Source organism: Deferrisoma camini S3R1 (genome assembly GCF_000526155.1).
GTDB lineage: Bacteria > Desulfobacterota > Deferrisomatia > Deferrisomatales > Deferrisomataceae > Deferrisoma > Deferrisoma camini.
On the sequence record NZ_JAFN01000001.1, the window covers coordinates 1,079,790 to 1,099,219 of the forward strand.

At 72.1% G+C, this 19,430-nt stretch carries 18 protein-coding genes; 1 reads left to right on the forward strand and 17 read right to left on the reverse strand.

Going from position 1 to position 19,430, the window contains the following annotated elements; genetic code table 11:
• Positions 1–3: 3 nt before the first annotated feature.
• The 16 genes from hprK to DEFCA_RS0104790 all read right to left on the reverse strand — a co-directional run bounded on the left by hprK (position 4) and on the right by DEFCA_RS0104790 (position 17,363).
• Positions 4–969, reverse strand: coding sequence for an HPr(Ser) kinase/phosphatase (gene hprK / locus DEFCA_RS0104715; RefSeq protein ID WP_025321886.1), 966 nt, complete (start codon positions 967–969; stop codon positions 4–6).
• The gene (locus DEFCA_RS0104720; protein ID WP_025321887.1) at positions 950–1,411 is read right to left on the reverse strand and encodes a PTS sugar transporter subunit IIA; all 462 of its coding nucleotides are present in this window, start codon (positions 1,409–1,411) and stop codon (positions 950–952) included. Before DEFCA_RS0104720 ends, hprK begins: the two co-directional genes overlap by 20 nt.
• 51 nt (positions 1,412–1,462) lie before the next feature.
• Complete coding sequence (gene hpf / locus DEFCA_RS0104725) at positions 1,463–2,017, reverse strand: ribosome hibernation-promoting factor, HPF/YfiA family (protein ID WP_025321888.1); 555 nt, start codon at positions 2,015–2,017, stop codon at positions 1,463–1,465.
• 164 nt (positions 2,018–2,181) lie between these two features.
• Entirely contained in the window at positions 2,182–3,645 is a 1,464-nt protein-coding gene (gene rpoN, locus DEFCA_RS0104730; protein WP_025321889.1) for an RNA polymerase factor sigma-54, read from the reverse strand.
• Between the two features lie 88 nt (positions 3,646–3,733).
• Positions 3,734–4,510, reverse strand: coding sequence for an LPS export ABC transporter ATP-binding protein (gene lptB / locus DEFCA_RS22055; protein ID WP_025321890.1), 777 nt, complete (start codon positions 4,508–4,510; stop codon positions 3,734–3,736).
• Entirely contained in the window at positions 4,507–5,001 is a 495-nt protein-coding gene (lptA, locus tag DEFCA_RS22060; RefSeq protein ID WP_169709445.1) for a lipopolysaccharide transport periplasmic protein LptA, read from the reverse strand. Before lptA ends, lptB begins: the two co-directional genes overlap by 4 nt.
• Positions 5,002–5,252: 251 nt before the next feature.
• Positions 5,253–5,786 (reverse strand): LPS export ABC transporter periplasmic protein LptC, encoded by a 534-nt coding sequence (lptC, locus tag DEFCA_RS0104745; protein WP_025321892.1) that lies wholly within the window; start codon positions 5,784–5,786, stop codon positions 5,253–5,255.
• Entirely contained in the window at positions 5,783–6,322 is a 540-nt protein-coding gene (locus DEFCA_RS0104750; protein WP_051463193.1) for a KdsC family phosphatase, read from the reverse strand. The genes lptC and DEFCA_RS0104750 overlap by 4 nt, the downstream gene beginning before the upstream one ends.
• A complete protein-coding gene (locus DEFCA_RS0104755; protein WP_025321894.1) occupies positions 6,319–7,287 on the reverse strand; it encodes a KpsF/GutQ family sugar-phosphate isomerase in 969 nt (322 codons plus the stop codon). The genes DEFCA_RS0104750 and DEFCA_RS0104755 overlap by 4 nt, the downstream gene beginning before the upstream one ends.
• Positions 7,284–8,114 (reverse strand): 3-deoxy-8-phosphooctulonate synthase, encoded by an 831-nt coding sequence (gene kdsA, locus DEFCA_RS0104760; protein ID WP_025321895.1) that lies wholly within the window; start codon positions 8,112–8,114, stop codon positions 7,284–7,286. Before kdsA ends, DEFCA_RS0104755 begins: the two co-directional genes overlap by 4 nt.
• Complete coding sequence (locus DEFCA_RS0104765; RefSeq protein ID WP_025321896.1) at positions 8,111–9,727, reverse strand: CTP synthase; 1,617 nt, start codon at positions 9,725–9,727, stop codon at positions 8,111–8,113. The genes kdsA and DEFCA_RS0104765 overlap by 4 nt, the downstream gene beginning before the upstream one ends.
• A gap of 182 nt (positions 9,728–9,909) precedes the next feature.
• The gene (gene kdsB, locus DEFCA_RS0104770) at positions 9,910–10,674 is read right to left on the reverse strand and encodes a 3-deoxy-manno-octulosonate cytidylyltransferase (RefSeq protein WP_025321897.1); all 765 of its coding nucleotides are present in this window, start codon (positions 10,672–10,674) and stop codon (positions 9,910–9,912) included.
• A gap of 167 nt (positions 10,675–10,841) precedes the next feature.
• Positions 10,842–14,060 carry an efflux RND transporter permease subunit gene (locus tag DEFCA_RS0104775; protein WP_025321898.1) on the reverse strand — a complete coding sequence of 1,073 codons (3,219 nt, stop codon included), beginning with the start codon at positions 14,058–14,060 and terminating at the stop codon, positions 10,842–10,844.
• The gene (locus DEFCA_RS0104780) at positions 14,057–15,232 is read right to left on the reverse strand and encodes an efflux RND transporter periplasmic adaptor subunit (RefSeq protein ID WP_025321899.1); all 1,176 of its coding nucleotides are present in this window, start codon (positions 15,230–15,232) and stop codon (positions 14,057–14,059) included. The genes DEFCA_RS0104775 and DEFCA_RS0104780 overlap by 4 nt, the downstream gene beginning before the upstream one ends.
• 71 nt (positions 15,233–15,303) lie before the next feature.
• Complete coding sequence (locus DEFCA_RS0104785; RefSeq protein WP_025321900.1) at positions 15,304–16,713, reverse strand: efflux transporter outer membrane subunit; 1,410 nt, start codon at positions 16,711–16,713, stop codon at positions 15,304–15,306.
• The gene (locus tag DEFCA_RS0104790; protein ID WP_025321901.1) at positions 16,710–17,363 is read right to left on the reverse strand and encodes a CerR family C-terminal domain-containing protein; all 654 of its coding nucleotides are present in this window, start codon (positions 17,361–17,363) and stop codon (positions 16,710–16,712) included. The genes DEFCA_RS0104785 and DEFCA_RS0104790 overlap by 4 nt, the downstream gene beginning before the upstream one ends.
• Before the next feature lie 278 nt (positions 17,364–17,641).
• On the opposite strand from DEFCA_RS0104790, the gene DEFCA_RS0104795 reads away from it, so the two are divergent.
• Entirely contained in the window at positions 17,642–18,088 is a 447-nt protein-coding gene (locus DEFCA_RS0104795; protein ID WP_025321902.1) for a thioredoxin family protein, read from the forward strand.
• 31 nt (positions 18,089–18,119) lie between these two features.
• On the opposite strand, the gene DEFCA_RS0104800 is transcribed toward DEFCA_RS0104795, so the two are convergent.
• Positions 18,120–18,977, reverse strand: coding sequence for a sugar phosphate isomerase/epimerase family protein (locus DEFCA_RS0104800; RefSeq protein ID WP_169709446.1), 858 nt, complete (start codon positions 18,975–18,977; stop codon positions 18,120–18,122).
• Positions 18,978–19,430 lie beyond the last annotated feature (453 nt).

Genomic DNA, 19,430 nt, shown 5'->3' on the forward strand with positions numbered 1-19,430 from the left:
GGTTCACGGCTCCTCCCGAAGGGCCGCGTCCAGGCGCTCGGCCAGCCGAATGGCGGAATGCTGCCCCATGCGCCGGAGCAGATGATTCCGGGCGGCCACCTCCACCACCGAGGCGATGCTCCGGCCCGGCGCCACCGGGATCCGCAGGTACGGCACGTCCACTCCCAGGATCGGCTGGGTCCGCTCCTCCAGCCCGAGCCGCTCGTAGACCTCGCCTTCGCGCCACGGCACGAGCTCGACCACCAGCTCCACATCCTTCTCGTCGCGCACCGAGGTGATGCCGAACAGCTCGCGGATGTCCAGGATGCCGATGCCCCGGATCTCGATGTGGTACCGGATCAGATCGAGCCCGGTGCCGACCAGCCGGAAGGGGGCGTACCTGCGGATCTCCACCACGTCGTCCGCCACCAGCCGGTGACCTCGCCGCACCAGGTCCAGGGCGCACTCGCTCTTGCCGATGCCGCTCTCGCCCTTGAGCAGGATCCCCACCTCCATGACGTCGATCAGGACGCCGTGGATCCGGACGCGGGGCGCCAGCCGGTCGGCCAGGAACCGGTCGATCCGGTCGATGAACACCGAGCTGCGCAGGCCGGTGCGGAGCAAGGGGGTGCGGGTCCGGTCGGCGTGGCCGGCCACGTACTCCGGCGGCTCCAGGCCCTTGGTGACCACGAAGCACGCCGCCCCGGCCTCGAACACCTGGGCCACGTTGGCCCGGGCCGTGGCCGGGTCGAGGGTGGCCAGGTACGCCAGTTCGGTCTCCCCGAGGATCTGCACGCGGTGGGACCGGATCTGCGCCACGTAGCCGGCAAGCGCAAGGCCCGGTTTTTGGATCCGGGGCACGCGGATCTCCCGCTCCACGCCCCCGGCCCCGGCCAGAAGCTCCAGGTCGAGCCGGTAGCCCGCGGCGTCGGCCAGAAGGTCGGACACCGTGAGGGAGGGCTGGATCCCCTCAGTACTTCTCGTCCTCACGGGCGATGATCTCGTAGAGCTCCTCCTGGGAATCCGCCTGGAGGAGCTCTTCGCGGAAGGACCGGTCCTTGAGGAGCCGGGAGATGCGGGCGAGGGCCTTCAGGTGGGTGCTGGCCGAGTTCTCCGGGGCCATCAGCAGGAAGAACAGGTGGACCGGGGCTCCGTCCATGCTGTCGAACTCAACCCCCTCGGGGCTGCGGCCGAACACCGCCACCAGCTCGTCCAGGTCCCGCAGCTTGCCGTGGGGGATGGCGATGCCCTCGCCGATCCCGGTGCTGCCCAGCCTCTCCCGGTCCAGCAGCACCTGGACGGCCTGGCGCCCGTCGCGCACCTTGTGCTCCGCCACCAGCACCTCCACCAGCTCGGCCAGCACGCCTTCCTTGTCCCGCGCCTTCAGGTGGGGGAGGATGCGCTCCCTGGGCAGAAACTCGAGCAAATTCATTCGAACCGCCTCCCGACTGGGCCCCCCGTGTCCACCCGTCTCCGGCCCGGATCAGGCCGGCTCGATCAGGCCGTAGTTGCCGTCGTCTCGCCGGTAGAGCACCTTGACTTGGCCGTCCTCGTCCGTGAACACGAGGAACGCGCGGTCCGTGAGGTCCATCTCCATGACCGCGTCCTCCACGCTCAGGGGCTGGCTGGTGTAGTGCTCCGTCTGGATCACCCGCGGGCTGGTCGGCTCCTCCCCCTCCTCTTCCCCTTCGGCCGGCACGAACGCGAGCACCTGCTCCTGGATGGCCCGCGCCTCCCGGGCCCGGATCGGCTTGTGCCTCTTGAGCTTCTCTTTGTAGCGCTTGAGCTGGCGCTCCAGCTTGTCCACCACGTTGTCCACGGCGCTGTAGAAGTCGGTGCTCTCCTCCTTGGCGTGGATGCGGGTGCCGTTGGCGTGGAGCGTCACCTCGGCCAGGTGCCGGATCTTCTCGGCCGTGAGGACCACGTGGCCGTCCACGATGCCGTCGAAGTACTTGTGGAGCCGCTGGACCTTCTCGGTGGCGTACTGCTTCAGCGCGTCGGACGGTTCCGCATGGCGAAACGTGATATTGAGGTTCATTCGGATCCTCCTACAGGGGTCGCGAAAGGCAAGCGCGGGAGCCTAACAAAGGCCCCCGAAGGTGTCAATTTCGGCCAAGCCCGAGGCCCATACCAAGTTGCACTCGAAGCGATTGGCACCCTGCCCAGCCGCGGGATGCGTATCCGATGGATGGCGACGGGGTATCAGAAGTACCTCTTTCTCGACGACGACGGCAGGATGCCCATGCTCTCCCGGTACTTGCTCACCGTCCGGCGGGCGATCTTCAGGCCCCACCGCTGGGCCAGCTGCCGCGCGATCTCCAGGTCGCTCAGGGGCTTTTGGGGGTCCTCCTTGCTGATCAGCTCGCGGATCCGCGCCTTCACGCTCCGGCTGGCCAGGTCCTCGCCGTCGCGGCTCTGGATGCCGCTCGAGAAGAAGAACTTCAGCTCGAAGGTGCCCTGGGGGGTGTGCATGTACTTCTGGGTCGTGATCCGGCTCACGGTCGACTCGTGCATGCCGATGTCGTCGGCCACGTCCCGCAGGATCAACGGCCGCAGGTAGTTCACCCCCTTGTCCAGGAACTCCCGCTGGAACTTCACGATGGACGAGGCCACCTTGTACAGGGTCTGTTGGCGCTGGTGGATGCTCTTGATCAGCCACACCGCGGCCTGCATCCGCTCCTGGATATACCCCCGGGCCTCCTGGCTCTCCGGCCGGTCGTCCTTCAGGAGCCGCTGGTAGTAGCGGGAGATCCGGAGCCGCGGCACCCCCTCGTCGTTGAGGCGCACCACGTACTCGTCTCCCTCCTTCACCACGTACACGTCGGGCACCACGTAGTCCACGCCGGTGGAGGCGAAGTTCCGGCCGGGCCGGGGCTCGAGCTGAGAGATCTGCCGGGCCGCGTCCACCACGTCCTCGAACTCGACCCCCAGGCGGGCGGCCAGCCTCTTGTAGTTCTTGTTCTCGAGCTCCTTCATTCCCTCCTGGACCACCCGCTCCACCAGGGGGTCCAGTTCGAGCTCCCGCACCTGCCGCAGCAGGCACTCCTCCAGGCTGCGGGAGGCCACCCCCAGGGGATCGAACTCCTGCACCGCCGCCAGCACCCGCTCCACGTGCTCCGGGGTCGTGTCCGCCACCTCGGCGATCTCCTCCACCGTGGCCCGGAGGTACCCGTCCTCGTCCACGTTGCCGATGATCAGCTCGGCCACGGTGCGATCGTCCCGTTCGATGGGGCTCAGGCGCAGCTGCCACAAGAGGTGGTCCTGCAGGGTGGTCTCGGGGGTGAGGTAGTTCTCGTAGGACGGCCGGTCTTCGGGGAAGTCGATGGGCGCGTCGGGGGTTGGGTTGACGTCGTAGTGGGCGATGAACTGTTCCCAGTCGATCTCCGGCTCCGCCGGGGCCGCCTCCTCCGGTTCCGGATCCTCCCCCCCGTCGGCCGGCTCGGGGGTCGGGGTCTCGGCCTCGGGCTGGGCCGTCTCCTCGGAGGCCCCGTCCTCCCGGACCTCCTCCAGGAGCGGGTTCTCCTCGATCTCCTCGCGGACCCGCTCCATCAACTCGAGCCGGGAGAGCTGAAGAAGCTTGATCGCCTGCTGGAGCTGGGGGGTCATCACCAGCTCCTGGGTCAGGCGCAACTGCTGGTTCAGGTTCTGCCGTAACTCGAGGGCCATATCACCTTCTTGCGCGGATGGGCTGGGCGGCGAGGCCAGACCGTTTCCGGAGAGAGGACCGTGGAGACCGCACCGAGGCGTCGCCCGCTCACTCGTTGCCCACCGGCGGTTCCTCCGGGCGTCGGCCCCCGGCCCCCAGCTCGAAGTCCTCCCCCAGATAAACGGATCGGGCCCGGGGGTCCCGGGCCACCTCGTCGGGCGTCCCGTGCACCAGGAGCTCTCCGCGGTTCACCACGTACGCCCGGTCGCACACGCCCAGGGTTTCGCGGACGTTGTGGTCCGTGAGTATGACACCGATGCCCCAGGCTTTCAATTGCAATATCCGGTCCCGGATCTCGGCGATGGCAATGGGATCGATGCCGGCGAACGGCTCGTCCAGCAACATGAACGCCGGGTTCGTGGCCAGGGCCCGGGCGATCTCCACCCTGCGGCGCTCGCCCCCCGACAGCAGGTGGGCCTTGCGGTCCTCCAGGTGCCGGATCGACAGGGCCTCGAGCACCGCCTCGGTGCGCTCCTCGGCCTCGGCCCGGGGCACCCCCCGGGCCTCCAGCACCCCGAACACGTTGTCGCGCACCGTCAGGCCCCGGAACACGCTGGCCTCCTGGGGCAGGTAGCCGACCCCCAGCCGGGCCCGACGGTACATGGGAAGGGCGGTGATCTCCCGGTCGTCGAGCCACACCGTGCCCTCGTCGGGCCGCACCAGGCCCACGATCATGTAGAACGTGGTGGTCTTGCCGGCGCCGTTGGGACCCAGCAGCCCCACCACCTCGCCCCGCTCCACGGCCAGCTGGATGCCCCGGACCACCTCGTGGCCCCGGTAGCGCTTCACGAGGCCCCGGGCCTCCAGGCGGCGGGGGCCGGTCAACGCTCCTCCCCCTGGGGGTAGATCACCGCCCGGGCCCCCTCCACCACGGACCGGTCCTCGGCGAGGAACAGGGTGATCCGGTCGCCCGCCACCAGGTTCTTGCCCCGCCACACCTTGGGGTCGCCCTCCAGCACCACCACGCCCCGGGCGGCGTCGTACCGGGCCGTGCGGCCCGTGGCCAGCACGTCCCCCCGCCGGATCCGGACGTTGCCCTCGGCGTAGGCGCTTCGGAGCTCCCGGGTCTCCGGGTCCAGGGTCACCTCCAGGCGATCCGCCTCCAGGGTCAGGTCGCCCTGCCGGGCCCGAACCTGGCCCGAGAACACCACCCGGGCCTCCTCGCCGCGCACCTCCAGGGACTGGGCGTCCACCTGGAGGGGCTCCTTGCCCTGGGCCCAGGTTCCCAGCGGCGCCTGGGCCGCTCCGGCGGCCGCGGCCAGCACCGTCATGAACCCGGCGACAAGATGGGCGCGCCACCTCAAGGGGCGGGGCAAGGGACTTGCCTCCGGCCGGGCGCGAAGCCGGGCATTGGGATTCGCCGCGCAGGCACGAAGCCGAAGAGCTGGTTTCCTGACAACCCCGTGGAGTCCGAACCATTTCGCGGTCCGAGCGTCAGAGGCGCTGCGCGGCGAGCTAAGGGGCCGCGCCCGGCTCTCCGGCAGGTCCCTTGCCCTCCCGGGCAGGGGGCGACAGTGCCCGTCCATCCGCCGGGTCAATGGGATGAGCGCCGTTGCGACACGAAGGATCACGGTCCTCGTCCTCCCACCCGGGCCCTCACCCCTCCGGAGAGACGCGCGACCCGGGGTTCCAGCTCCACGATGAGCCCCTGCCCCTCCACCCGGAGCCCCGGCCCCGTCCAGACCACCCGGCCCGGCGACACCACCCGACCCCGGTCCCGCTCGTACCGGCCCGAGGCGCCCCGCACCTCGTAGCCCGCCCACCGGATCACCACCCCGCCGGTGAAGGTCACGGTCCGGCCCTCTTCCACCCGGGCCCGGCCGCTCTCGATCCGCACCGGGCCCTGGCCCGGATCCCGGATCTCGGCGGTCACCCCCATGAGCTCGCCCGAGGCCTCCTCCTCCACACCCTGGGCCCGGTCGGCCCGGAGGGTCCACACCCGGCCGCCGGGCTCCTGTCCGACCACCTCGATCCCCTCCCCCTCGGACACGGTGCGCGGGTCCCTCGCGGGCTCGGGCGGCGGAGCGGCCGGCCGCTGCAGGAGCATCCAACCCGCCACCGCCCCCACCACGAGCGCGGCCGTGACCCAGCCGGCCTTCACGGCACCAGGGGCTCGGGGTGGAAGTACTTGCGGGTGACCTCGGCCCAGGCGCCCCGGGCCCGCAGGATGGCCTCGCACACCTCCCGCACCGCCCCGCGGCCGCCCGGCCGCGAGGTCACCCAGAGGGCCCGCTCCCGCACGTACTCCGGCGCGTCGGCCACGGTGATCCCCACCCCCACCTGGGTGATCACCGGAAGGTCCACCAGGTCGTCGCCCACGTAGGCCACCCGGTCGGGCGCGAGGCACCGGCGGCCCAGGATCTCGCGGACCACCTCGAGCTTGTTGCGCACCCGCTGGTGCACCTCGGTCACCCCCAACTCCCGGGCCCGGTGCTCCACCACCCGGCTGCGGCGGCCGGTCACGAACCCCACCTCCACCCCGGCCCGCTGCAGCAGCTTCAGCCCGTGGCCGTCGGTCACGTCGAAGGCCTTGGTCTCCACCCCCTGGTCGTCGATCACCACCCGGCCGTCGGTGAGCACCCCATCCACGTCGAGGAGCAGCAGCTCCACCCGGGCCAGCCGTTCCGTCAGCGTCATCGCAGCCCTGCCTTCACCAGGTCGTGGATGTGCACCACCCCGCACACCCGATCGGGGTCGTCCGGCTCCGTGACGAACAGGGCCGTGATCGCGAACCGCTCCATGGTGCGCAGGGCCTCCACGGCCAGGGTCCCCCGGGCCACCCGCTTGGGGTCGGGGGTCATCACCTCCCCGGCCCGCTTCTCCAGGAACTCGGGGCCCTGCTCCAGGCCCCGGCGCAGGTCTCCGTCGGTGATCACCCCCACCAGCCGCCCCTCCGGGTCGAACACCCCGGCCAGGCCCAGGCGCTTCGAGGTCATCTCCAGGAGCACCTCGGGCATGGCCTCGGCCGCGGCCACCCGGGGCACGGCCTCGCCGTCGTGCATCAGGTCGTCCACCTGCAAAACCAGCTGCCTTCCCAGGGACCCGGCCGGATGGAACCGGGCGAAGTCCTCGGCCGTAAACCCCTTTCGCTCCATCAGGGCCGCGGCCAGGGCGTCGCCCAGGGCCAGGGTGGCCGTGGTGGAGGCCATGGGCGCCAGGTTCAGGGGGCAGGCCTCCTCCTCCACCGGCACGTGGAGCACCACGTCGGCCCGCCGGGCCAGGGTGGATCGGCGGTTGCCGGTGATGGCCACCAGCCCCAGCTCCAGGCGCCGGATCACCGGCAGGATCTCCACCAGCTCCTCGGTCTCGCCCGAGTTGGACACGGCCACCACCACGTCGCCCCGGGCCAGGATGCCCAGGTCGCCGTGCACCCCCTCGGCCGGATGCAGGAAGAACGCCGGCGTGCCCGTGGAGGCCAGGGTGGCCGCGATCTTGCGGCACACGATGCCGCTCTTGCCCATGCCGGTCAGGACCACCTTGCCGCGGCACCCCTCCAGCAGTTCCACGGCCGCGTCGAACTCGGCCCCCAGGTCCCGGGCCAGCCGGGCGATCGCGCCGGCCTCGATCTCCAGAACCCTGCGGGCGGTGGCCAGCAGGCTCACGGCGTCCCTCCCCTTCGCACCCGGTCCAGGGCCAGCACCGTGCCCATCAGGGCCTCCAGGTCCGCCAGGGCCACCGAGTTGGGCCCGTCGCACAAGGCGTGGTCCGGGTCGGGGTGGACCTCCAGGAACAGGGCGTCCACCCCCACGGCCGCGGCCGCCCGGGCCAGGGCGGGCACGGCCGCCCGGTCGCCTCCCGAGCACCCGCCCAGGGCGCCGGGCTGCTGCACGCTGTGGGTGGCGTCGAACACCACCGGCCACCCGATGGCCCGCATCCGCCCCAGCCCCTGGAAGTCCACCACCAGGTACCGGTACCCGAACGAGGTGCCCCGCTCCGTCAGCAGCACCCCCGCAGCCCCGGCCGACAGGGCCTTCTCAGCGGCCGGGGCCATGTCCTCGGGGGCCAGGAACTGGCCCTTCTTGATGTTCACGGGCCGGCCGGTGGCCCCGGCCGCCACGAGCAGGTCGGTCTGGCGGCACAGGAAGGCCGGGATCTGCAGGCAGTCCAGCACCTCCCCGGCGGCCCGGGCCTCGGCCGGGGCGTGCACGTCCGACAGCACCGGCAGGCCGGTCTCGGCGCGGACCCGCTCGAGGATCCGCAGCCCTTCGTCCAGCCCCGGCCCCCGGAACGACTCCAGGCTCGTGCGGTTGGCCTTGTCGTAGGAGCTCTTGAACACCACGGCCAGGCCCAGACGTTCGGCCAGCCGGGCCAGGTGCTCGGCCACCGACAGGGCCAGGTCCTCGGACTCGATCACACAGGGGCCTGCGATCAGGGCCAGGGGCGCCCCGCCCCCCACCCGGACCGGGCCGATTCGCACCTCGTGGGTCACGCCTCGCCCCTCCGGCCGTGCTTGAACTCCAGCGCGGCCCGCACGAACTCCCGGAACAGGGGGTGGGGGTCCATGGGCCGGGACTTGAACTCCGGGTGGAACTGGCACCCCACGAACCACGGGTGATCGGGCAGCTCCACCATCTCCACGAGCCGTCCGTCCGGCGACAGGCCCGACAGCACCATGCCGTGCTCCTGGAGGGTGTCGCGGTAGGCGTTGTTCACCTCGTAGCGGTGGCGGTGCCGCTCGCTGATCTCCTTGACCCCGTAGGCCGCGAAGGACCGGGTGCCCTCCTGCAGGCGGCAGGGGTAGGCCCCCAGCCGCATGGTGCCCCCCTTCTCCACCACGCCTCGCTGGTCGGGCATCAGGTCGATGACCGGGTCGGTGCAGCGCTCGTCGAACTCCGACGAGCCGGCCCCGGCGATGCCGCACCGGTCGCGGGCGAACTCCACCACGGCCAGCTGCATGCCCAGGCAGATGCCGAAGAACGGGATCCCGTTCTCCCGGGCGTACCGGATGGCCGCGATCTTGCCCTCGGTGCCCCGCTGGCCGAACCCGCCCGGCACCAGGATGCCGTCCACCTGGCCAAGCACCTCGGGGATGCCGTCGGTCTCGATGGCCTCGGAGTCCACGTACTCCAGCTCCACCCGGCACTCGTTGCCGAGCCCGCCGTGGACCAGGGCCTCGGACAGGCTCTTGTAGCTCTCCTTCAGGTCCACGTACTTGCCCACGATGGCGATCCTCACGTGGTCCTTGGGGAACCGAAGGGTCTCCACGATGCGCTGCCAGCCGTCGAGCTTGGGCCGGCCGGTCCAGATGTTCAGCAGCTCCACCACCTTGTCGTCGAGGCCCTCCTCGTGGAAGTTCAGGGGCACCTCGTAGATGTTCTCCACGTCCTTGGCCGTGATCACCGCGTCCCGGTCCACGTTGCAGAACAGGGCGATCTTGTTCTTGAGCTCGGCCGGCAGCAGGCGGTCCGTGCGGCAGATCAGCACCTCGGGCTGGATACCGATGCGCCTGAGCTCGTTGACGCTGTGCTGGGTGGGCTTGGTCTTGAGTTCGCCGGCGGCCGCGATGTAGGGCACCAGGGTCAGGTGCACATAGATCACGTTGCGGCTGCCCGCCTCGGCCCGGAACTGCCGGATCGCCTCGAGGAACGGCAGGCTCTCGATGTCGCCCACCGTGCCCCCCACCTCCACGATGGCGATGTCCGCGCCCTGGGCCGCGTCGCGGATGCGCTGCTTGATCTCGTCGGTGATGTGGGGGATCACCTGCACCGTGCCGCCCAGGTAGTCGCCCCGGCGCTCCTTGCTGATGACCGTGTCGTACACCTGGCCCGTGGTGAAGTTGTTGCGGACGCTGAGCCGCGCCCGGGTGAACCGCTCGTAGTGGCCCAGGTCCAGGTCGGTCTCGGCCCCGTCGTCCGTGACGAACACCTCGCCGTGCTGGAACGGGTTCATGGTGCCCGGGTCCACGTTGATGTAGGGGTCCATCTTGACCAGGGTGATCGTGAGCCCCCGGGCCTCCAGAAGGGCTCCCAGGCTCGCCGAGGCGATTCCCTTGCCCAGGCTCGACAAAACCCCGCCCGTGACGAAGATGAACTTGGTGCGCATCCGATGCTCCTGAGTAGGCTGGAAAGCGGGAAGGCTAGGAGGCTAGAAAGCTGGGAGGCTGGGAAGCGAAATGCCGTGACAGGTGACCCGTGACGAGTGACGGCGCGTCCCCCGGCCAACCACGAACGACCAACGACCAACCATTCACGATTTACGATTCACGATTTACGGCCCCATCCGTCTCAACGTCCTCCCCTCAACATCTCCTCCACCCGAGCCACGTCCTCGGGCCGGTCCACCCCCACCGAGTCGGACCGGGCGGCTACCACCCGGATTCGCCAGCCGGCCTCCAGGGCCCGCAGCTGCTCCAGGCGCTCGGCCTGCTCCAGCCGGCCCTCGGGCAGGGCCGTGAACGCGAACAGGGCCTCGCGCCGGAACGCGTACACCCCCAGGTGCTTGCAGGCCCGGACCGGGGGCCGGTCGGGCAGCCGAGGCCCGGCGGAGGCCTCGGCCTCGTCCCGAAAGTGCGGGATCGGGGCCCGCGAGAAGTACAGGGCGTTCCCCCGCCCGTCACACACCACCTTGACCACATCGGGCCGCAGCCACTCGGCCGTGTCCGCGAGCGGCCGGGCCAACGTGGCCATGGCCGGCGGATCCTCGCCGGCCATGGCAGCCACCAACCCGGCCAGGTCGTCCGGGTCCACCAGGGGCTCGTCACCCTGCACGTTCACGACCACGTCCGCCTCCACGGACCGGGCCGCCTCGGCCACCCGGTCCGTGCCCGAGCGGCAGGCCGGCGAGGTCATCACGGCCCGGGCCCCGGCCGCCCGGGCCGCCTCGGCAATGCCCGGGTGGTCGGTGGCCACGATCACCTCGGCGAACGCGGGGCACGCCCCGGCCCGTTCCACCACCCAGACGATCAGGGGCTTCTCGAGCAGGGGGACCAGGGGCTTGCCGGGAAACCGGGAGGAACCGTACCGGGCAGGGATGACGGCGACGGCGCGCACGGGGCCTCCTTGGGAAGGCTTTCGGGCCTTCGGCCCGCTGGAAAGCTTGGAGGCTGGGAGGCTGTGAGGCCAAAAACCTCTTTCATCTCCTAGCGCTGCGCCAGCACCTCGCGCCCTGGGGGCCAGGTGGGGCGCCGGGGGGCTACCGGGCTTATGGGGGCGGTACCTTACCCGCCCGGACCAAAAGGTGTCAATCCGGTGGATCTGTCGTCTTGGCCCGCTAGGCGGCTGGGCAGCCGGGCAACCGGCCGGCTCCCGGTCGCGGCCCGGACCAGGCCCACCAGGTCCTCGACCACCAGGTACAGCGAGGGCACCAGCAGCAAAGTGACCGTGGTCGACACCGCCACGCCGAACGCCAGGCTCACGGCCATGGGGATCAGGAACTGGGCCTGCACGCTCTTCTCCACGATCATGGGGATCAGGCCGAAGAAGGTGGTCAGGGTGGTCAGGAGCACCGGCCGGAACCGCCGGACCCCAGCCTCCACCGCGGCCCGGGCGGCCGGCGCGCCCGCGCGGCGGCTGCGGTTGGCGAAGTCGATGAGGACCAGGGCGTCGTTCACCACCACGCCGGATACGGCCACCACCCCGAACAGGGACAGGATCGTCAGGGGCAGCCCCAGGAGCACATGGCCCCAGATCGCGCCCACCACGCCGAACGGGATCGCGGTCATCACGATCAGGGGCTGCACGTACGACCGGAACGGGATGGCCAGCAGGGTGAAGATGGCCAGCAGGGCCACGCCGAACCCCCGGCCCAGGCTCTCGAGCGACTCCCGGCGACCCTTCTCCTGGCCCTCGAACGTGTAGGACAGCCCCGGGAAGTCCGACAGGATCCCGGGCAGGTGCCGCGCGGCCAGGTCGGTGAGCACCTCCCGGGCGTTGGCCACGTCCTCGTCCACGTCGGCGGTCACATCCACCACCCGCTTGCGGTCCTCTCGGGAGATGGTGGCGTAGCCGCGGGTCAGCACCACGTCGGCCACCTCGGAGAACGGCACCTCGGCCCCCTGGGGCGTGCGCACCCACATGGCCTCCACGTCCCCCAGGCTGCGTCGCTGGGCCTCGGGGTAGCGCACCATCACCTTGACCTCGTCCCGGCCCCGCTGCACCCGCAGGGCCTCCTCGCCGTACAGGGCCGCCCGAACCTGGCGGGCCAGGTCGCTCAGGGTGAGCCCCAACCCCCGCGCGGCGGGTTTGAGCCGAAGCCGCATCTCCAGCTTGCCCTCCTGGAACGAGTCGCGGATGTCGGTGACGCCCGGGTACGTGGCCAGGGCCTCCTTCACCCGGGCCGCGGCCGCCTCCAGGGTGTCGAACCGGTCCCCGGCCAGCCGCACCACGATGGGCTCGCCCGTGGAGAACAGGCTCGAGACGAAGGTGAGGGACTCGGCCCCGGCCACCGGCCCCACCAGCTCCCGCCACCGGGCCGCCACCCGGGACGACGGCACCGACCGCTCCTCGGACGGCAAGAGCTGGAGCCGCACCGCGGCCAGGTGAGACCCGCCGGCTCCACCGGCCTGGGGCCCGGCCCCGCCGGCCGACTGGCCCACCAGGGTGTACACGTGGGTCACCAGGGGCCGGCCGCCGTCCGCCATCTCCCTCTGGAGCCGGCGGGCCGCGGCCTCGATCCGAGCCACGGCGGCCGCGGTCTCGGCCAGGGAGGTGCCCTCGGGCATGACCAGGCTGGCCGTGACCCGGTCCGACTCCACCTTGGGGAAGAACACGAACTGGATCCGGCCGCCCGCCACCCACCCCACGGTCACCAGAAACACGGCCGTGAACCCGGCCACCGTGAGGTAGCGCCAGGCCACGGCCCGCTCGAGCACCCAGGCGTAGGGCCCCCGAACGAACCAGCTGAGCCCCCGGCCGAACCCCCGGCGGAACCGCTCCAGGGGGCCGGCCCGGTCCGTGGGCGGCGGCACCGAGGCTAGGTGAGCCGGCAGGACGAACAGGGCCTCCAGCAGCGACAGGGCGAACGCCGAGATCACCACGATGGGGATCACCCGCATGAACTTGCCCATGGTGCCCTCCACGAACAGCAGGGGCACGAACGCCGCGATCGTGGTGAGCACCGAGAAGGTGACCGGCCCGGCCATCTCCCGGGCCCCCAGCACGGCCGCCACCGGGCCGGGCCGGCCCTGCTCCAGGTGCTGGTACACCCCCTCCCCCACCACGATGGCGTCGTCCACCACGATGCCCAGGGCCAGGATGAACGCGAACAGGGAGATCATGTTGATGGTCACGTCCAGGTGGGGCAGCAGGGCCAGGGCGCCCAGGAACGCCACCGGGATCCCCATGGTCACCCAGAACGCCAGCCGGGGCGCCAGGAACAGGAGCAGGCTTCCGAACACCAGCACCAGGCCCAGCCGCGCGTTGCGAAGCAGCAGGTCCCGCCGGGCCTTCAGGATGTCGGTGCGGTCCCGCCACAGGGTCAGCCGCACGCCCTCGGGCAGGTCGGCCGCGTGCTCGGCGATGTACCCCCTGACCGCCTCGGCCACCTCGATGGCGTCCTGGGCCCCGGTGCGGTAGATCTCCAGGAGCACGGCCGGCTTGCCGTCGAACCGGGTGATCCGCTCGGCGTCCTCGGCAAACCCGTCGCGCACCGTGGCGATGTCGCCCAGGAGCACCCGGCTGCCGTCCGGCCGCGCCAGCACCACCACCCGCTCGAACTCCCGGCCGGTGTAGCGTTGGCCCTTGGTCCGCACCAGGATCTCTCCGCCCCGGGTGCGCAGGGTTCCGGCCGGCAGGTCCAGGCTGGAGCGCCGCACCGCCTCGGCCACCTGGGAGAGGGTGAGGCCGTGCTTGCGCAGGTTGGCCTCGGGCACCTCGATGGAGATCTCGTAGTCCCGGGTGCCCAACACCTCCACCTGGGACAGCTCGGGCAGGGCCGTGAGGTCGTCGCGGACGCGGTCGGCCAGCACCTTGAGGGTGCGCTCGGTCGCATCGCCGTAGATCACCAGGTCCACCACCTGCCGGCGGCGGGTCAATCGGGTGACCACGGGCTCCTCGGCATCGTCCGGGAAGGTGGTGATCCGGTCCACCTCGCTCTCCACGTCCCGGATCACCCGGCCCGCGTCCACGCCCCGCTCCAGCTCCAGCAGCACCGTGCCCACCCCCTCGGCCGCCCGGGAGGCCACGCTCTTGACCCCGTCCACCGCGGCCACCCGCTCCTCGATCCGGGTGCAGATGGCCTCCTCCACCTCCTCGGGGCTCGCGCCCGGGTAGGCCACCGTGATCGAGATCACGTCCAGGTCGATGTCGGGGAACACCTCCTGCCGGATCGTGCCCAGGGTCAGCGCGCCGGCGGCGAGCACGAACACCATCAGCAGGTTCGCGGCCACGTGGTTGTCCACGAACCAGGCGATGGGGCCCTTCTTCACCCCGCGGATCACCGCCGGTCCTCCGCCACCCGCACCGCCATGCCGTCGGTGGCCGCGCCCACCCGGCTCACCACCACCCGGTCCCCGGCCGACAGGCCCCGGGACACCAGGACCCGGTCCCCCTCCACGCGCACCACCTCCACCGGCCGGAACCGTAACCGCCCGGCGTCGTCCACCACCCACACCACGCCCCCCTCCCGCAGGGCCTCCCGCGGCAGGGGGAACACCCCCCGCAGGACCCGGCCCCGGATCCGGCCGGTCACGAACAGCCCCACCGGAAGCGGCACCCGGCCGGGCCGGAACGGGTCCGGCACCCGGACCACCAGCCCCACGGTGCGGGACGCCTCGTCCACCACCGCCTCGGTGCGCACCACCCGGCCCTGCCACCGGCCCGGCCGGCCGAAGGTCCCCTCCAGCCGGGCCAGGGGCCCGGTCTTCGGGTCGGGCCGACCGATCCAGCCCAGGTCCTCCGTGGCCACGGGGAACACCACCTCCACCGCGTCAGTGGCGTACAGCCGGGCCACGGCCTTGCCCGGGCTCACGTACTGGCCCAGGTCCACGGCCTCGGAGCGCACCCGCGCCGCAAACGGGGCCCGCAGCACGGTCCGCGCCAGGGCCAGCTCGGCCGTGGCCACCCGGGCCCGGGCAGCCTCCAGCTCGGCCCGGGCCTGGCGTAGCTGGGGCCCCCGAAACAGCAGACTGTCGTCGTCCGGGGGCGGGTCCTCGCCGTACACCTGCCGCCACTCCTCCCGGGCCGACTCGGCCTCGGCCCGGATCCGCTCCAGCTGGTAGGTGGCCCGCTCCACCTCGGCCCGGGCCGCCCGGAGCTGGAGCTCGTAGTCGGCCCGGTCGATCCGCACCAGCACCTCGCCCTCGGCCACGAACCCGCCGGTCACCAGGTTGGGGGAGACCTCCACCACCTCGCCGGCCACCTGGGGCACCAGGTCGATCTCCGCTGCGGGCCGCACGGTGCCGTGGGCCGTCACCTCCACCCGCACGTCCTCGGGCTGGGCCTTCCAGACCCGCACCAGGGGGCCCTGCCTCACCCGCTCCTGCCGTGCCGGGGGCTTGCGGGTCTCCACCAGCGCCTTGAACCCCGCCACCCCCGCGGCCAGGGCCAGGAGGGGAAGCACGACCTTGAGAACGATGACGCCGATCCGACGTCGTTTTGGTTGGTTTGCCATGAAAACCTCGTGTGGATTATTGGATAGCTGGGACGTTGGGACGTTGGGACGCCTCCTAGCTTCCCAGCTTCCTAGCCTCCGCCGGCCACGTCGTCCTCGTGGCCCCAATCGCCGCCCAGGGCCAGGTACAGGGACACCCTCGCGGTGAGCAGGGCGTGCCGGGCCTCCACCACCCCCAGCTCGGCCGCCAGCAGGGTGTCCCGGGCCACCAGGGTGCGGGTGATCTCCTCCAGCCCCCGGCGGTACCGGATCTCGGCCGTGCCCACGGCCTGTCGGGCGTGGGTCAGGCTCTCCTCCAGGGCCGCGAGGCGGCGGCGCTGGGCCTGCTCCACGGTCAGCGCGTCCTCCACCTCCCGCAGGGCCGTGAGCACGGCCTGGCCCCAGGCCAGCCGGGCCTGCTCGGCCCGGGCCTCGGCCTCGGCCAGGTTCGCCTCGCGCAGCCCGGCGTCGAAGAGCGGCTGGGTCAGGTTGCCGATCAGGTTCCAGAACGTGTTCGTGCCTAGCGTCAGGTCCCGCAGCACGGCGCTGGTGCGGCCCCCGGAGGCGGTCAGGGCAAGCCGGGGGAACCGGTCCGCGTCGGCCGCGGCCGCCCGCAGCCGGGCGCCCAGGTATCGGCGCTCCGCCGCTCGCAGGTCGGGCCGGCGCCACAGCAGGTCCGAGGGCAGCCCCGCCGGAACCGGGTCGGGAACCCCCGGCAGCCTGGGCTCGAGGTCGTCCCCCCCCCCGGGGTACTCGCCCAGCAGCACCCGGAGCCGGTGCCGGGCGAGCTCGGCCTGCTGCTCCAGGGCGGCCACCCGGGCCCGGGCCTGGGCCACCCGCTGCTGGGCCTGGTGCACGTCGGGAGCCGGCGCCAGCCCCCGCCGGAACCGAATCTCTGCCACCTTCTGCCGCTGCCGGTCGGCCTCCAGCACCCGCCGGGCCACCTCGGCCTGCTCCAGAGCCGCGCCCAGGTCCAGCCAGGCCCGCACCACCTCGGCCACCATCAGGTGGTAGGCCCGCACCGCGTCCTCCCGGGCCGCGGCCAGGTCCTGGCGGGCCGCCTCCTGCAGGTTTGCGATCCGGCCCCAAAGGTCCACCTCGTAGCTCACGCCCAGGTCCACTCCGTAGCGGTCGTTGATCCGGTCGCCGAACCACACCTCCCCGGCCGAGCGGCTACGCTGGGCCGAGGCCGAGGCGGTCACCGCGGGCAGCCGGGCCGCCCCGGCCCGGGCGGCCGCGGCGCGGGCCTCGGCCACCCGGGCGGCCATGCGCCGCAGGTCCAGGTTGCCGCGGACCGCCCGCTCCACGAGACGGTCCAGCTCGGGGTCGCCGAAGGCGCGCCACCACCGGGCCGCGAGCACCCGCTCTCCGGCCTGGGCCGGCAGGTCGCCGAAGCTCTGCTCGGCCAGGGCCACCGGCGGCTCGGGCGGACGGATGCGGGCCGGGCCGGCGCACCCGGCCGCCCCCAAGAGCACGACGATCGCCAGCGCCGTCGGCCTCACGGCGTCACCCCCACCCCGCCCAGGGTGAACGACACCACGTGCTCGCAGATCCGCTCCGCCATGGCCTCGTCGCACTCCCGGCCCAGCAGGGTCTCCAGCACCCGCCGGGCCCGGACGAAGTGGATCACCTGGCCGAGCAGGCTGGCCGCGCACAGGGTGGCCCGGTCGGGCCCCAGGTCGGGGTGGGCCCGGAGGATCAGCCCCTGGAACATCTCGTGGGTCGGCCGGATCAACCGATCGAGCAGGACCGGATAGGCCGGCCCGGGGTCCCCGATCTCGCGCATCACCAGCGTGGGGAACCGACCCCGGCCTTCCCGTTCCTCCCCCAGCATCAGGCCGAACCACGACCGCACGAACGCGGCCGTGACCCTCCGAAGGTCCTCGACCGGGTCCCCGCCCCGGGCCTGGGCCCGGGCCGCCTGCCGGATCGCGGCCATGCTCTCGATCCGGTCGCGGAACAGCTCCAGGTACAGGTCGTGCTTCCCCCCGAAGTGGTAGTTCACGGCGGCCACGTTGGCCCCGGCCGCCTCGGTGATCTCCCGCACCGTGGCGGCCCGGTACCCCTTGTCCGCGAACACCCGCTCCGCGGCCCGCAGGAGCCGCTCGCGGGTGCCCTCCCCCCGGACGCACCGTGCGGAGTGATCGGTCATGACGACGCTCCTTGTGTTGGGCCTTCGGCCCGCTGGGCGGCGGGGCGGCGAGGTGGCTGGGCGGCTGCCGAGTCGCCGCCGCCAACGGCGGGGCTCAAGTGAAACGCCAGTTTCAAGCAGTTGTTTCACGCTGTCAAGGCCGGGCCGTTGCGGCCGCTTCTTGCCTCTTGGGCCGCGGCCGGGGCACCATAGCCGCCCGGCCGCCTGGCTGCCCAGCCGCCTGGCGGGCCGAAGGCCCCCAACCGAAGACCAACGACCGAAGTTACATGGAAGGAATCATGGATTCGGGATATCTTCTGCAGTGTGCCGCGTGCGGGCACGAGCACCGGGTGGCCCACGGCCGCACCGGGCAGGCGGTGCGGTGCGGCGCGTGCGGCGCGCCGCTGATCCGGGGCAACTGCCTGCCCGACGACGTGACCGATGCGGACTGGGAACGGGAGGTTCTGGGGTCCCGGGCGCCGGTGATCGTGGTGGTGTGGGGTCCGGAGTGCCCGGTGTGCGCGGACTACGAGGTGAGCGTGGGGCAGATGGCCATCCGCCTGTACGGCGAGGCCCGGGTGCTACGGCTCAACATCGAGGAGAACCCCGAGACGGCCCGGCGTTACGGGATCGAGGGGGTTCCCATGGTGCTTCTGTTCCGGGACGGCCGGCTCCTGGCCCAGCTCCCCGGCCCCCGGGGCGAGCAGGGGCTGCGCGAGGCGCTGGGGTTGGGGGAGGGGCATTAGGGCGCTAGGACGTTGGGACGGTGGGACGTGTTCAGGACCGGCCGATCCAACGTTCCAGCCGTTCCTTGCCGGCCCGCAGGGCGTCCTCGGGGGAGCCGGGGTGCACCTCCAGCACCCGGGGGGCCCCGTCGGGCACCAGGGCCAGCAGGGCCTCGAACGCCAGCTCCCCCTCCCCCGGCGACCGGTGGTCGTCGAGGCCCACGGCGTCGTGGAGGTGGGTTCCCACCAGACGGTCCTGGAACCGCTCCAAAGGGCCCGTGACCTCGGGCTCGAACCCCAGGCACCACTGGGCCGCCGCGTGGCCGGTGTCGTGCCAGTAGCCCAGGGGCGCGCCGTCCAACTCCCGGAAGAACAGGTCGAACTCGTCGGAGCTCGGGATCTCGGCCGGGTGGTATCGGTTCTCCAGGGCCAGGGTGAGCCCCCGCCGCAGGGCCTCGCCCGCGAGCCGGTCCAGGCTCGACAGGGCCGCGTCCCGGAACCGGGGGGCGAACCGCTCCCGGGCCTGGGCCACGGCCCGCCGGAGCTCCTCGTACTCCGGCTCGTCCCGCCTCCCCTGCCGGAGCCTCCTTTCGAGTTCCAGGGGGTCGGGCTCCCCGGACCACTCCACCGTGCCCACGTGCAGAACCACCACCGGCGCCCCCAGGTCCTCGGCCCAGGCCAGGGACTCCACCGCCCGGCGCACGGCGGCCCGGCGCTCGTCCCGGTCCGGGGCGGTGAGCCGGGGGCCCTCCACGTGGGCGCGGCCGGGATCGGCCCAGGGATCCCGGGGGAACGGGCTGTGCACCGAGACCACCCCGATCCCCTCCCGCTCCAGGGCGGGCCGCAGGGTGCGCATCTGCTCCGCCGTGACCCGGTAGTCTACCTCCACCGCCCGAAATCCGAGCGCCATCAGGCCCTCGGCGATCTCTGAGCCGCGGGGCTCGGGAGTACGGAGGGTGAAGTAAGCCGTGGACAACGCGATCATGGTTTCACACCGGTGACAGGGGCTGCCGCAGGCCCCGTGGAGACCTGTTTGCGGAACACAAGCTCCCGCACGAGATCTGAAATCAAACGTTCCCAAGCGGGTCATGGGGTTCAGGAACCGGAATTCAGCGGACAGGAGACAGGAAATCCTGAAAAGCAGTTTGGGTTCCCGGGGGGACCCTCTCGGGGCACCGAAGAGCCTTCTCCCTGTCCACCGACTTCTGAATTCTGGCCCCTGAAACCCATGCCCCCCGAGGCCTTGGCGTCAGGGCTCAGGAGCCGCCCGGCCGCCCAGCGGGCCGAAGGCCCCAGACCGACGACCGTAGACCGACGACCGTAGACTGGCGACCGTAGACTGACGACCGTAGACCGAAGTTCC

Coding starts and splice junctions, on each gene's coding strand:
- DEFCA_RS0104720 (WP_025321887.1), bottom strand. CDS start 1,411: ATGAATTTGCTCGAGTTTCTGCCCAGGGAGCGCATCCTCCCCCACCTG.
- hpf (WP_025321888.1), bottom strand. CDS start 2,017: ATGAACCTCAATATCACGTTTCGCCATGCGGAACCGTCCGACGCGCTG.
- rpoN (WP_025321889.1), bottom strand. CDS start 3,645: ATGGCCCTCGAGTTACGGCAGAACCTGAACCAGCAGTTGCGCCTGACC.
- DEFCA_RS0104750 (WP_051463193.1), bottom strand. CDS start 6,322: ATGACGCTGACGGAACGGCTGGCCCGGGTGGAGCTGCTGCTCCTCGAC.
- DEFCA_RS0104765 (WP_025321896.1), bottom strand. CDS start 9,727: ATGCGCACCAAGTTCATCTTCGTCACGGGCGGGGTTTTGTCGAGCCTG.
- DEFCA_RS0104780 (WP_025321899.1), bottom strand. CDS start 15,232: ATGGCAAACCAACCAAAACGACGTCGGATCGGCGTCATCGTTCTCAAG.
- DEFCA_RS0104790 (WP_025321901.1), bottom strand. CDS start 17,363: ATGACCGATCACTCCGCACGGTGCGTCCGGGGGGAGGGCACCCGCGAG.
- DEFCA_RS0104795 (WP_025321902.1), top strand. CDS start 17,642: ATGGATTCGGGATATCTTCTGCAGTGTGCCGCGTGCGGGCACGAGCAC.
- DEFCA_RS0104800 (WP_169709446.1), bottom strand. CDS start 18,977: ATGGCGCTCGGATTTCGGGCGGTGGAGGTAGACTACCGGGTCACGGCG.